Genomic DNA, 13,761 nt, shown 5'->3' on the forward strand with positions numbered 1-13,761 from the left:
TGAGAAGGAACGGATTCGAACATGAGTGATTCATGTTCAAATGTGACATAAATTCTGTGCCTCTCGCCATCAAAGGATGAGAGGCTTTTTTATTACATAAAAAGTAGGTGAAGAGATGAGCCAAAAAGCTCTAGTCCTTGATGAACAGGCGGTAAGTCGAGCTCTGACCAGAATTGCCCACCAAATCATCGAAAAAAACAAGGGTATAGAGGAATGTGTTCTCATTGGTATTCGTACCAGAGGAATTTACTTGGCAAAGCGACTTGCCGATAAGATTGAACAAATTGAAGGAAATCCTATAAGAGTGGGAGAATTGGATATCACCTTATATCGAGATGACCTAACGATCAAAACAGAAACCCAAGAACCAATTGTTAAAGGATCAGACATTCCGTTTGATATTAGTAATAAAAAAGTTATACTGGTTGACGATGTATTATATACAGGAAGAACCGTCAGGGCAGGGCTTGATGCGCTAATCGATATAGGACGACCTTCATCCATTCAACTGGCTGTACTGGTTGATCGAGGCCATCGTGAATTGCCAATTAGAGCGGATTATGTCGGAAAAAATATACCGACTTCCAGCAGTGAAAAAGTGGTAGTAAAACTAAAAGAAGTAGATAGCTTAGATCAAGTAAGTATATATGACAACTAAATAGATACCCTTTTAAATGCAGTCCTGTGAGGCAGCGAAGGGGAAAATGCCCATTACAATAATGGGATTTCCATACCCTCTTTGCATCCACAGGTAAAGAGGGATTTTTTTTAGGAAATAGAAAAAAATATCTATAAAGGAGCAAAATGAAATGAACAATAAACCAATTCTAGATATAAATGAAGTACCAAAACCAGCCCAATGGATTACACTGAGCATCCAACATTTATTCGCCATGTTTGGTGCTACCATTTTGGTTCCATATTTAGTCGGATTAGATCCTGCTATTGCACTGATTTCCAGTGGCCTTGGAACATTGGCATTCTTAATAATAACCAAATTCCAAGTTCCAGCATATCTGGGATCATCCTTTGCCTTCATATCTCCAGTAATTGCAGCTAAGGCTGCAGGAGGTCCGGGCGCAGCGATGTTAGGGACTTTTTTAGCGGGTCTCGTTTATGGAATTGTTGCCTTGATCATCAGTAAAGCAGGTTACCGTTGGATCATGAATTTACTTCCGCCAGTCGTAGTGGGTCCAATCATCGTGGTCATAGGTTTATCTGTAGCGCAAACTGCTGTAGGAATGGCAATGAATAATCCATCTGGAAAATATAGTATGCTTCATTTCTCGGTTGCCTTAGTCACCTTGGCCGCCACAATCATCTTCTCCATTTTTGCTAAAAAAATACTGAGCATTATACCGATCTTAGCAGGAATAGTAGTTGGATACATTTACGCGTTAATTGTGGGAATCGTCGATTTTGAACCTGTACTAAAAGCACACTGGTTTGAAATGCCGAATTTCATCTTTCCGTTCATAAGCTATAAAGTAAATTTCACTTGGAATATCTTCTGGTTAATGGTACCAGTTGCAGTAGTTACTTTGTCAGAACATATCGGTCACCAGTTAATTCTAAGTAAAGTAGTAGGCCGCGATTATATTAAAGAGCCTGGTTTACATCGTTCAATCCTTGGTGATGGAACAGCGACCCTAATCTCTGCCTTGGTAGGGGGACCGCCAAAAACAACTTATGGCGAAAATATAGGTGTACTGGCAATTACCAGAGTATATAGTGTTTACGTACTGGCAGGAGCCGCAGTATTTGCGATTTTCTTCGGATTTATTGGAAAGATAACAGCTCTAATTCACACAATCCCTACTCCAGTGATGGGCGGAGTTTCCATCTTACTGTTCGGAATTATTGCCTCTTCTGGTTTAAGAATGTTAGTAGATAGTAAGATCGACTTTGAGGATAAAAGAAATCTGGTCATTTCCTCTGTCATACTGATCATTGGGTTAGGTGGAGCGATTCTAAAACTACCATTTAAAGACATTCAAATTCAAGGAATGGCTTTAGCAGCCATCTTTGGAGTAGTACTTAATTTGATTCTTCCTGGCAGACAGCTGGCGGGTGATGATATGTTTGAAACAAAAACAACAGATAATAATAAAAAAACAGCCTAAATATATTTACCTTTTAAATGAAGTCCAGAGAGGCTTATAAGGGTGTAGGAATCGGGTTTTTTGCAACACGAAAAAAGCCGATTTTATGAATACAAGTGTATTTGCACCCTGGTCGATTTACAAGATCAGGGTGTTTTTTATGGCCAATTCTAAAAAGGGATGGGGAAATGGAATGATAAATCACTTATTAACTACGAATGAATTAAAAGTGGAAGAAATACGGGGAATTTTAGCTGACGCAAAAAGATTTTCAGAAGGAATGGTTTGGAGACCTGAACAACAAATGTTCGCTGCCAATCTTTTTTTCGAAAACAGCACACGAACTAAATGCAGTTTCGAGGTGGCTGAAAGAAGATTGGGATTAGGAGTTATACCTTTTGAGGTTCAAACCTCAAGTGTCCAAAAGGGAGAGACACTCTATGATACTGTCAAAACACTAGAAGCAATCGGTGTCAACGCCATTGTCATTCGTCATAATCAGGATCGGTACTTTGACGAATTGGTTGGTAAAGTGAATGTTCCAATATTAAATGGCGGGGATGGCTGTGGTCATCATCCTACTCAGTCTTTACTCGATTTAATGACCATTCAACAAGAATTTGGAGACTTTGATGGTTTGAAGGTTTCGATCATAGGTGATATCAGCCATAGCCGAGTAGCCCGATCAAATGCTGATGCCTTAACAAGACTTGGAGCAGAAGTCAATTTTTCAGGTCCTGAAGAATGGTTTGATTATCACAGTCTTAGCTCAAGTAAGTTTAAACCAATCGATGAAGCCATTATGGAATCGGACGTTGTTATGCTCCTTCGTGTTCAGCACGAACGCCACCAGAAAAAAGGAAGTTTTACTGCATCTGAATATCATCGCCAATACGGCCTAACCTTGGATAGAGAAAAACGGATGAAGCCGCACAGTATCATCATGCATCCGGCACCGGTAAACCGAAATGTAGAAATAGCTGACAGTCTCGTAGAATGTGAACGTTCAAGAATCTTCAAACAAATGGAAAACGGGGTATATGTTAGAATGGCGGCGTTAAAGAGATCACTTGAAAGTGTAATGGGGGGGAATCAGTATGAAGTTGCTTATTCAGAACGCAAGCTACATAGCATCTAATGGAAAAGAAGACAGGTCCGATATTTTAATAGAAAACGGTATTATAACAAAAATGGCACAAAAGATTGATACCGCTGCAGATCGTGTCATCGATGCAGCTGGTTTGCTAGTTGCACCAGGATTTATTGACCTACATGTTCATTTGCGTGAGCCTGGCGGTGAGAAAAAAGAAACCATTGAAACGGGAACACAAGCTGCGGCCCGAGGTGGATTTACTACGATTGCGGCGATGCCAAATACAAGACCAGTACCTGACTCTGTAGAACAAATGGAATGGCTGCAGCAACGAATTCAAGATACAGCAAAAGTACGTGTTTTGCCATATGCCTCCATTACGAAAAGACAAGTGGGTAAAGAATTAACTGATTTTGCAGGCCTCAAGCAGGCTGGAGCCTTTGCTTTTACTGATGATGGAGTTGGTGTTCAGTCCGCAGCGATGATGCTAAACGCCATGCGTGAAGCTGCTTCCCAAAATATGGCGATTGTTGCCCACTGCGAAGAAGATACCTTGATTAATAAAGGATGTGTCCACGAAGGGAGCTTTTCAAAAGCCAATGGATTAAACGGTATTCCTTCCGTTTGTGAAGCAGTGCAAATTGCTCGTGACGTTCTGCTTGCAGAAGCAGCCGGCTGTCATTACCATGTTTGTCATATCAGTACAAAGGAATCAGTCCGTGTGGTCAGAGATGCAAAACGTGCTGGCATTCATGTTACAGCTGAAGTCACACCCCATCATTTATTATTAACGGAAAATGATATTCCGAGTCTTGATGCCAACTATAAAATGAATCCACCGCTCCGCGGAAAAGAAGATCAGGCAGCACTGATTGAAGGTTTGCTGGATGGGACAATTGATTTCATCGCAACGGATCATGCACCTCATACAACTGAGGAAAAAAAGGAAGGCATGGTTTTAGCCCCTTTTGGGATAGTTGGGTTGGAAACAGCCTTTCCATTACTCTATACAGAATTGGTTTTAAAGAAGGTAATGAGCCTTTCTCAATTAGTCGCTTTTTTAAGCAGCAAGCCGGCTGATGCTTTTAAACTTCCTTATGGAAAAATGCATGTTGGAGCTCCTGCGGATCTCGTGTTAATTGATGTAGATGAGGAAAAAGAAATTAATCCTGAAGAGTTTCTATCAAAAGGGAAAAACACCCCATTTGCCGGTTGGAAATGTAAAGGCTGGCCGGTAGTCACCATCACAAAAGGACAAATAGCTTGGGAAAAAGGAAGTGTTCCGGTATGAAGGCACAATTAATTTTAGAAAATGGTACAATTTTTGTAGGCGAAGGATTCGGTTCCTATAACGATACAATTGGAGAGGTTGTTTTCAATACAGGAATGACAGGTTACCAAGAGATCTTGTCCGACCCATCTTATTGCGGACAAATTGTGATGCTTACGTACCCGTTAATCGGCAATTATGGTATTAACCGTGACGACTTCGAATCGATAAACCCCGCAGTGAAGGGGTTTATTGTGAAAGAAGTATCTGATTTCCCTTCTAATTGGAGAAGTGAATTTACTCTAGATGAATATTTTAAAATGAAAAAAATTCCGGGAATTGCTGGGATCGATACACGAAAGCTAGCAAGAATCATCCGTAATTACGGAACCTTAAAAGGAGCAATTTGCAGCATTGAGACCGATGCAAATGAGGTCTTAAGCAAATTAAAACAGACAAAATTACCTATAGATCAAGTTCGTCAAGTATCCACGAAAAATCCATATCCAAGTCCGGGGCGTGGAAAAAGAATTGTTCTAGTTGATTTTGGCATGAAGCATGGAATTTTACGTGAACTGAATATTCGCGGCTGTGATGTGGTTGTGGTTCCATACCATACTACAGCTGATGAAATCTTAAAATTAAGACCGGATGGTGTCATGCTCTCCAATGGTCCTGGGGACCCAAAAGATGTACCAGAAGGAATCCAAATGATTAAAGACATCATCGGGAAAGTTCCGCTTTTTGGAATTTGCCTCGGTCATCAATTGTTTGCTCTTGCATGTGGTGCTGATACGGTAAAAATGAAATTTGGGCATCGGGGCTCCAACCATCCAGTAAAAGACCTTAATACAGGTAAGATCGCGATCACTTCACAAAACCATGGCTATACCGTTGATGATAAGTCCATTAAAAATACTAGATTAGGAGTGACCCATATTGCTTTAAATGATGGAACAATCGAAGGGTTAAAGCATTTGGATTACCCGGCATTCACGGTTCAATATCACCCCGAAGCGTCACCGGGACCAGAAGATGCAAACGGATTATTTGAACAATTTCTTCATATGATTGAAGCTGAAAAACAGGAGGTAGTTGCAGGATGCCAAAACGTACAGATATAAACTCCATTTTAGTGATTGGATCGGGCCCAATTGTAATTGGTCAGGCAGCAGAATTTGACTATGCAGGTACCCAAGCGTGCCTGGCACTTAAAGAAGAAGGATATCGAGTCATTCTAGTAAACTCCAATCCGGCAACCATAATGACCGATTCTGAAATTGCTGATGCTGTATATATCGAGCCGCTAACTCTTGATTTTGTCAGCAGAATTATTCGTAAGGAGCGCCCAGACGCCATTTTAGCAACACTCGGCGGGCAAACAGGGCTTAATTTAGCGGTAGAATTAGCCAACTCAGGTGTCTTACAAGAATGTAATGTAGAAATTCTTGGAACGAAACTAACAGCGATAAATCAAGCAGAAGACCGTGAATTGTTCCGAGCATTAATGAATGAATTAAATGAGCCTGTTCCAGATAGTGAAATCATTCATGATCTAGATGAAGCCATTGCCTTTGTAGAAAAAATCGGATTTCCAGTTATCGTTCGCCCTGCCTTTACCCTTGGCGGAACAGGCGGAGGGATATGCAACCATTTTGCGGAACTAGAGGAAATCGTCGCAAGTGGCTTAAAGAACAGTCCCGTTCATCAATGTCTCTTAGAAAAAAGTATTGCCGGATATAAAGAAATTGAGTATGAGGTTATGCGTGATGGTAACGATAACGCCATCGTGGTTTGTAACATGGAAAATATTGACCCAGTTGGTGTACACACGGGTGATTCCATTGTCGTTGCACCAAGTCAAACCCTAAGTGACCGCGAATACCAACTATTAAGAAATGTCTCACTTAAAATTATCCGGGCACTAAAAATTGAAGGCGGCTGTAACGTCCAACTTGCATTAGACCCATACAGCTTCCACTACTATATTATTGAAGTAAATCCAAGAGTAAGCCGTTCCTCAGCATTAGCATCAAAAGCAACAGGCTATCCGATTGCTAAACTGGCTGCCAAAATAGCTGTAGGGTTAACCCTTGATGAAATGCTTAACCCTGTAACGGGAAAAACGTATGCGAGCTTTGAACCAGCTCTTGACTATGTGGTTACAAAAATTCCTAGATGGCCATTTGATAAATTCGAGTCCGGCAACCGCTCACTTGGTACACAAATGAAAGCAACCGGAGAGGTAATGGCAATTGGACGTACCTTTGAGGAATCATTATTAAAAGCTATCCGATCACTAGAAGCGAATGTTCACCACTTTGAATTAAATGGTGCTGAAGAGATTGATAACACTCTACTTGAAAAGCGGATCATGAAGGCTGGTGATGAACGACTATTTTATATAGCTGAGGCCATAAAACGGGGAATTACCATTGAAACGATCCATAAATGGAGCAAAATTGACCTATTTTTCCTTAAGAAGCTAGAAGGGATTATCGATTTAGAGCATAAGCTTTTCGAGGATGTCCTCAACCTGGAAGTTTTGAAAGAAGCAAAGCAAAAAGGATTTACCGATATGAAAATTGCGGAGCTATGGGGCAGAACGGAAAAAGAAATTTACAATCTTCGTAGGGAAATAGGCCTGTTACCGGTTTATAAAATGGTGGATACCTGTGCAGCCGAATTTGAATCAGAGACACCTTATTTCTACGGAACCTACGAAGAAGAAAATGAATCGATTGTAACGGATAAAAAAAGTGTAATCGTTCTAGGATCTGGCCCAATTCGTATTGGTCAAGGGATTGAGTTTGACTATGCCACTGTTCATTCGGTAAAAGCGATAAAAGAAGCAGGTTATGAAGCTATCATAATTAATAACAACCCTGAGACCGTTTCAACAGATTTCAGTATCTCCGATAAGCTATATTTTGAGCCATTAACCATCGAAGATGTCATGCATATTATCGATCTGGAAAGTCCCCTTGGCGTCGTCGTACAATTTGGCGGTCAAACGGCAATCAATCTAGCAGCCGGTCTTGAGGCAAATGGTGTTAAAATTCTTGGAACGAGTCTGGAAGATTTGGACCGTGCAGAGAATCGAGATAAATTTGAGCAGGCATTGGGTCAGTTGAATATTCCGCAGCCATTAGGAAAAACTGCTTTATCGGTGGAAGAAGCGGTGGCTATTGCCGAGGAAATCGGCTACCCGGTACTGGTTCGCCCATCCTATGTCCTTGGCGGAAGAGCGATGGAAATTGTTTACCGTAAGGAAGAATTATTGCATTACATGGAAAATGCCGTAAAAATTAATCCAGAACACCCAGTATTAATCGACCGTTATTTAACAGGTAAGGAAATTGAAGTGGATGCCATCTGTGACGGTAAAAATGTGTTAATTCCAGGCATTATGGAGCACATAGAGCGTGCTGGGGTCCATTCCGGTGACTCGATTGCCGTTTATCCACCGCAAACCTTAACAGAGGAAGTAAAACAAACCCTGGTAGAATATACAGAAAAATTGGCTAGAGGCTTAAATATTATCGGGTTATTAAATATTCAGTATGTATTAGCGGGAAATGAGATTTATGTCCTTGAAGTAAATCCGCGTTCAAGCCGAACGGTACCATTTTTGAGTAAAATCACCAATGTTCCAATGGCAAAAATCGCGACCAAGGCAATCCTTGGGGTTTCGATTACTGAACAGGGTTATCCGACGGGCCTTGTACCTGAAAAGGATGGGGTTTATGTAAAAGTTCCAGTCTTCTCATTCGCGAAGCTGAAAAGCGTCGATATCTCACTCGGACCGGAAATGAAATCAACCGGTGAAGTCATGGGAAAAGATAGTACCCTTGAAAAGGCGCTTTATAAAGGGTTGGTTGCATCAGGCATGAAAATTCAACAGTATGGCACGGTATTATTTACGGTTGCAGATAAAGATAAACAGGAAGCATTAAAGCTGGCGAAACGCTTCTCAACAATAGGCTATCGCTTAATGGCTACCGGTGGAACGGCAGCATTTCTAGAAGCCGCAGGTCTAAACGTAAAGGTTATTGGAAAAATCGGCTCAGAAGGCGAGACATTACTGGATATCATCCATAATGGTGAAGCACAATTTATTATCAATACACTTACAAAAGGCAAGCAGCCGGAACGTGATGGCTTTAGAATCCGTCGTGAAGCAGTTGAAAATGGAGTACCATGTTTAACATCACTGGATACCGCTGAAGCAATCCTGCAAGTAATTGAGTCTATGAATTTTTCAACTGAAGCCATGGAAGTTGTCAAAAAGGAGATTGTTTTTGCATGATAAAAAAAGAGTTATGCAAAATTACCAGCCAGAAGGAAATTGCGGAAAATATTTTTGAACTGACAGTACATGCAGAGTTTGTCGATGAAATCAACGCTCCGGGACAGTTTGTCCATATTCGGGTCACGAAAGAACGTGACCCGCTTTTACGAAGACCGATCAGTATTTCTTCTTATGATAAAGAAGCTAAGCAATTGACCATGATTTATCGTAGAGAAGGGCAAGGAACGACTTTAATGGCAAATCAGGTTCAAGGGATGGAGCTCGATATTTTAGGACCATTAGGAAATGGCTTTCCAGTTGATGAAGCAAATGCTGGAGATACAGCACTGCTGGTCGGTGGCGGTATCGGGGTTCCTCCTTTATATGAATTGTCTAAACAATTGACGAATAAGGGTGTAAAGGTGATTCATATACTCGGCTTTCAGTCCAAGTCAGCTGTATTTTATGAAGAAGAATTTTCGCAATTAGGTGAAACCTTCATTACAACTGTTGATGGAACATATGGAATCAAGGGATTTGTCACTGATGTCATTAAGAATCTTCAGTTCGATATTCTCTATACTTGTGGCCCAACGCCTATGTTAAAGGCTATTGAACAAGGGTATTCAAGCAAAAATGTCTTTTTATCTTTAGAAGAGCGAATGGGCTGCGGTGTGGGAGCATGCTTTGCTTGTGTTTGCAGAAGCAAAAGTGACCCAGAGGGTACCTCTTATAAAAAAGTCTGCAGTGATGGACCGGTATTCCGGATCGGGGAGGTGGTCATATGAGTCGTTTAAACATTGATTTACCAGGATTGTCATTAAAGAATCCAATTATGCCAGCATCCGGATGCTTTGGATTTGGAAGAGAATACAGCCAATTCTATGATTTAAGCACGTTAGGTGCAATCATGATTAAAGCGACAACGGTAGAAGCAAGATTTGGAAATCCTACCCCTAGAGTAGCAGAAACAACGGCGGGGATGCTGAATGCCATCGGTCTGCAAAATCCAGGCTTAGAGAAGGTCATGTCTGAGGAATTACCATGGTTATCCCAATTTGATGTTCCAATCATTGCAAATGTAGCTGGTTCGGTTGAGGAAGATTATGTGGCGGTTGCCAAGAAAATTTCAACAGCTCCAAACGTACATGCACTAGAATTGAACATCTCTTGTCCAAATGTAAAAACCGGGGGTATTGCTTTTGGAACCATCCCTGAAGTAGCCGAGAGATTAACAAAAAGAGTAAAAGAAGTTTCACAAGTACCTGTATACGTGAAGTTATCTCCAAATGTAACTAATATTGTTGAAATGGCCAAAGCGGTGGAAGCAGGCGGTGCAGATGGTCTAACGATGATTAATACTCTTATAGGCATGCGTTTGGATCTTAAAACTGGAAACCCAATTTTGGCAAATCGTACCGGGGGATTATCCGGTCCGGCCATAAAACCTGTAGCGATTCGGATGATCTATGAAGTGAGTCAGGCTGTGGATATCCCTATTATTGGCATGGGTGGAATCGAGTCTGCAGAGGATGTTATCGAATTCTTTTATGCAGGGGCAACTGCCGTAGCAGTGGGAACAGCTAATTTTGTAGACCCATTTGTATGTCCGACGATTATCGCAGAACTACCAATATTATTAGATAAATTGGGTTATGAACACATCAGTGAATGTACGGGAAGGAGCTGGAGAAAGCATGAACAGCCCGCTTATCATCGCGCTTGATTTTGCAACAAAAAATGAAGTGGAACAATTTTTAAAACCATTTTCAGAAGAGCAGCTTTTTGTGAAAGTAGGAATGGAACTATATTTCCAAGAAGGTCCGTCCATCATTCATTTATTAAAAGAATCAGGTCATCATATTTTCTTAGATTTAAAGCTTCATGATATCCCTAATACGGTTTATGGGGCGATGAAAGGATTAGCCCGCTTGAATTGTGATCTGGTAAATGTTCATGCAGCAGGTGGCAAAAGAATGATGCAAGCCGCACTAGAAGGGTTGGAGGCAGGAACATCAGCTGGTCAAAAACGCCCAGCTTGTATCGCAGTCACTCAACTAACTAGCACTTCACAGGAGCAAATGAATGAGGAACAGATGATTCCTGTATCACTTGAAGAGTCTGTGTTACATTATGCTTCTTTAACCAAAGAAGCAGGCTTAGACGGTGTTGTTTGTTCGGCGTGGGAAGCCACTTCGATTCGAGAAAAAGTAGGGCAAGAATTTTTGACAGTATGTCCTGGAATTAGATTAGAATCTGATCAGGTTGGAGACCAAAAGCGGGTAGCGACACCAGAATTTGCCCGAAATGCAGGGGTAGGAGCTATTGTTGTTGGCCGCTCGATTACGAGATCCGACGACCCATTACACAGCTATAAGAAATGGATGGAAGAATGGAAGGGAGTCCGACAATGAAACGAAACATTGCTGAAAAACTACTAGAAATACATGCAGTTGCTTTAAAACCTCAGGAACCTTTTACATGGACATCCGGATTAAGATCACCTATTTATTGCGACAACCGTCTGACATTGTCTTTCCCGGAAGTTCGTCGCGAGATTGCGCAAGGACTAAAGCAGCTTATACTTGAGCATTTTCCAGATACAGAAGTAGTGGCTGGGACAGCGACAGCAGGCATTCCCCATGCTGCTTGGGTCAGTGAATTGATGAACTTGCCAATGTGCTATGTCCGCTCAAAAGCAAAAGGTCATGGCAAAGGCAATCAGATTGAAGGCAAAGTAGAGAGTGGTCAAAAAGTGGTCGTGGTGGAAGACTTAATTTCAACTGGCGGCAGTGTAATCACAGCAGTACAAGCTCTAAGAGATGCAGGATGTGAGGTCCTTGGAGTAGTCTCTATCTTCACGTATGGACTTGAAAAAGGGAAAGAGGCCTTTACTGCAGAGGATATACACAGCGAATCACTGACAGACTTTCCAACATTAGTTCAAGTTGCCATCACAAAAGGCTACATTAGCGAGAATGATCAAGATAGTCTATTAACTTGGAGTCAGAATCCAACAGAATGGAGCAAACGGTTCGAATAGGTTTGCCAAAGCTGAATTATACAACTAATAATGGCTGTTAAACGTAATTTCGGTCGCATAGATATCTATGCGACCGAAATTGCGTTAAGGATGAAAAAGGGCCTTTTTAGGAGGGTCAGCGTGACCGAAAAAGGCGTAAGAGAAGAAAGACTGGTCACATATAAAGTTCTAAGGGCCAGTTAATCTCGTATATGGTTATTTGTTTTTCAGTTTTAACACTAATTCCTCTTCTGGAGTTACAAAGACTGTTTGCTGATTTTCATAAATGACAAATCCTGGTTTGGCCCCGCTTGGTTTTTTAACAAATCGCACCCGAGTGAAATCAACCGGAACGGAACTGGAATTTCGGGCCTTACTGAAATAGGCTGCTAACTTGGCTGCTTCATGAATGGTCTCCTCTGATGGTTCTTTACTTCGGATTACCACATGCGACCCCGGAATATCCTTTGTATGAAGCCATATTTCATCTCTTGCTGCCACCTTATTTGTTAAATAATCATTTTGCTTATTGTTTTTACCAACGATGATGTCAATACCGTCGGAAGAAACAAAATAATCAAGGACGGGCTTAACGTTTTGTAGTTTCTTGCCATTTCGTTTTTGCCGTTCTCTAATATATCCGCCCTCCACAAGTTCTTCACGAATTTCCTGAATATCTTTTGGAGATGCTGTTTGTATTTGTTGAAGAAGATTATCAAAATAGATCACTTCTAACCTTGCCTTTTCAATTTGTTCCTCAACAATAGCCACGGCATTTTTGGCTTTCTGGTATTTTGAAAAATACCGTTGGGCATTTTCAGAAGGAGTTCGCCGCGGATCCAACGTAATCGTGACCGTCCCGCCTGCTTCATCGTAATAATCCACTACTTCAATTTCCTTCATTCCCTTTTTCGCTGCATAAAGATTTGCTGTTAACAGTTCCCCGTAACGTTGATATTGCTCGGCAAGCTCTGCTTCTTTTAATGTTTGCTGCAGTTTTTCAATTTTCTTTTCATTTTTTTCTTTTTCGTTGATGATGAAGCGTTCAATATCATTGCCCTGCTGCTTCACACGGTCCCTTTCCGCTTTGCCAAAATAAAAGCGGTCAAGCACCTCACTCAACGTATCAAATGACTTTATTACACCACCTATATGTTCGAGTGGAAATAGATAAAAGGCTTCTTTCGTTTCCGTAGCCATGATCGAAGGACGAATTTCCTCCATTTGTATTTCATTGATCAATTTTATAAAGGTTTGTGGAACAGTTGTCCGATTTGCCAGCCCGCTTTGAAAAACCACTTCTTTAGCAAACAATGGTGAAGTACCTGCGAATTGCTCTACAATCTGGCGATCCAATTTTCCAGCATTAAAATCAATTTTTTTTAACACATCTTCCTCAGAAGCATGGAAAGGATTAAGCTTTTTCTGTTCAGGTGGATAAATATATGGCTGACCCGGTAAGATAGCTCGGTGGCTATTGACAGCAAAAGAAATATGCTTAATGCTATCAAGAATCAGATTACGTGTTTTGTCTACTAAAATAATATTGCTGTGCCTACCCATAATTTCAATGATTAATTGTTTATAGCTAATGTCTCCAATTTCATTTCTGCCCTTTATTTCAAAAATAATCATGCGGTCATTTTCTACTTGATAGACATCTTCTAAAATGTGTCCTTCAATATGCTTTCTGAGCAGCATGCAAAACATCGGCGGTTCACTCGGGTTATCATAGCTTTCATTTGTTATTTGGGCTCGGGCATAGCTTGGATGAGCGGATAACAGCAGTTTATGATTCGATCCGTTTGCACGAACGGTAATAATAATCTCATTTTTATAGGGCTGATGAACTTTATTGATCCGCCCGCCTTTTAAGCTGCGGGAAAGTTCATTTGCCATGACGTGAGTAAATAATCCATCAAATGACATGTAAATACATCCTTTACTTTTTGACTCTTTTGAACTAGGTGGTTGATTTGCGCT

The 13,761-nt window shown here is 41.1% G+C and carries 11 protein-coding genes; 10 read left to right on the forward strand and 1 reads right to left on the reverse strand.

What is annotated here, in order from left to right; genetic code table 11:
• Positions 1–115: 115 nt before the first annotated feature.
• The 10 genes from pyrR (at position 116) to pyrE (ending at position 11,799) form a co-directional block, all read left to right on the forward strand.
• Positions 116–658, forward strand: coding sequence for a bifunctional pyr operon transcriptional regulator/uracil phosphoribosyltransferase PyrR (gene pyrR, locus ACI3K6_RS06665; RefSeq protein ID WP_335475431.1), 543 nt, complete (start codon positions 116–118; stop codon positions 656–658).
• A gap of 151 nt (positions 659–809) precedes the next feature.
• Positions 810–2,123 (forward strand): solute carrier family 23 protein, encoded by a 1,314-nt coding sequence (locus tag ACI3K6_RS06670; protein ID WP_435554197.1) that lies wholly within the window; start codon positions 810–812, stop codon positions 2,121–2,123.
• Positions 2,124–2,298: 175 nt separating this feature from the next.
• Entirely contained in the window at positions 2,299–3,240 is a 942-nt protein-coding gene (locus tag ACI3K6_RS06675) for an aspartate carbamoyltransferase catalytic subunit (protein ID WP_335475524.1), read from the forward strand.
• Entirely contained in the window at positions 3,200–4,486 is a 1,287-nt protein-coding gene (locus tag ACI3K6_RS06680) for a dihydroorotase (protein WP_435554198.1), read from the forward strand. Before ACI3K6_RS06675 ends, ACI3K6_RS06680 begins: the two co-directional genes overlap by 41 nt.
• Entirely contained in the window at positions 4,483–5,589 is a 1,107-nt protein-coding gene (locus tag ACI3K6_RS06685) for a carbamoyl phosphate synthase small subunit (protein WP_435554199.1), read from the forward strand. The genes ACI3K6_RS06680 and ACI3K6_RS06685 overlap by 4 nt, the downstream gene beginning before the upstream one ends.
• Positions 5,568–8,774: a carbamoyl-phosphate synthase large subunit gene (gene carB, locus ACI3K6_RS06690; protein ID WP_435554200.1), complete on the forward strand. Its 3,207-nt coding sequence runs from the start codon at positions 5,568–5,570 to the stop codon at positions 8,772–8,774. The genes ACI3K6_RS06685 and carB overlap by 22 nt, the downstream gene beginning before the upstream one ends.
• The gene (locus ACI3K6_RS06695) at positions 8,771–9,544 is read left to right on the forward strand and encodes a dihydroorotate dehydrogenase electron transfer subunit (RefSeq protein ID WP_435554201.1); all 774 of its coding nucleotides are present in this window, start codon (positions 8,771–8,773) and stop codon (positions 9,542–9,544) included. The genes carB and ACI3K6_RS06695 overlap by 4 nt, the downstream gene beginning before the upstream one ends.
• The gene (locus ACI3K6_RS06700; protein WP_435554202.1) at positions 9,541–10,482 is read left to right on the forward strand and encodes a dihydroorotate dehydrogenase; all 942 of its coding nucleotides are present in this window, start codon (positions 9,541–9,543) and stop codon (positions 10,480–10,482) included. Before ACI3K6_RS06695 ends, ACI3K6_RS06700 begins: the two co-directional genes overlap by 4 nt.
• Positions 10,454–11,170, forward strand: coding sequence for an orotidine-5'-phosphate decarboxylase (pyrF, locus tag ACI3K6_RS06705; protein WP_435554203.1), 717 nt, complete (start codon positions 10,454–10,456; stop codon positions 11,168–11,170). The genes ACI3K6_RS06700 and pyrF overlap by 29 nt, the downstream gene beginning before the upstream one ends.
• Positions 11,167–11,799, forward strand: coding sequence for an orotate phosphoribosyltransferase (gene pyrE, locus ACI3K6_RS06710; protein ID WP_435554204.1), 633 nt, complete (start codon positions 11,167–11,169; stop codon positions 11,797–11,799). Before pyrF ends, pyrE begins: the two co-directional genes overlap by 4 nt.
• Before the next feature lie 195 nt (positions 11,800–11,994).
• Here the strand turns inward: pyrE and ACI3K6_RS06715 are convergent, their stop codons facing one another.
• Positions 11,995–13,707, reverse strand: a complete 1,713-nt coding sequence (locus ACI3K6_RS06715; RefSeq protein ID WP_435554205.1) for an Rqc2 family fibronectin-binding protein — start codon at positions 13,705–13,707, stop codon at positions 11,995–11,997.
• Positions 13,708–13,761 lie beyond the last annotated feature (54 nt).

Origin of the sequence: Neobacillus solisequens (genome assembly GCF_051233465.1) — a bacterium.
GTDB lineage: Bacteria > Bacillota > Bacilli > Bacillales > Cytobacillaceae > Neobacillus.

Excerpts from the sequence above, each read along its gene's own strand:
- pyrR (WP_335475431.1), top strand. The coding sequence starts at position 116 with ATGAGCCAAAAAGCTCTAGTCCTTGATGAACAGGCGGTAAGTCGAGCT.
- ACI3K6_RS06670 (WP_435554197.1), top strand. The coding sequence starts at position 810 with ATGAACAATAAACCAATTCTAGATATAAATGAAGTACCAAAACCAGCC.
- ACI3K6_RS06680 (WP_435554198.1), top strand. The coding sequence starts at position 3,200 with ATGAAGTTGCTTATTCAGAACGCAAGCTACATAGCATCTAATGGAAAA.
- ACI3K6_RS06685 (WP_435554199.1), top strand. The coding sequence starts at position 4,483 with ATGAAGGCACAATTAATTTTAGAAAATGGTACAATTTTTGTAGGCGAA.
- carB (WP_435554200.1), top strand. The coding sequence starts at position 5,568 with ATGCCAAAACGTACAGATATAAACTCCATTTTAGTGATTGGATCGGGC.
- ACI3K6_RS06695 (WP_435554201.1), top strand. The coding sequence starts at position 8,771 with ATGATAAAAAAAGAGTTATGCAAAATTACCAGCCAGAAGGAAATTGCG.
- ACI3K6_RS06700 (WP_435554202.1), top strand. The coding sequence starts at position 9,541 with ATGAGTCGTTTAAACATTGATTTACCAGGATTGTCATTAAAGAATCCA.
- pyrF (WP_435554203.1), top strand. The coding sequence starts at position 10,454 with ATGAACAGCCCGCTTATCATCGCGCTTGATTTTGCAACAAAAAATGAA.
- pyrE (WP_435554204.1), top strand. The coding sequence starts at position 11,167 with ATGAAACGAAACATTGCTGAAAAACTACTAGAAATACATGCAGTTGCT.
- ACI3K6_RS06715 (WP_435554205.1), bottom strand. The coding sequence starts at position 13,707 with ATGTCATTTGATGGATTATTTACTCACGTCATGGCAAATGAACTTTCC.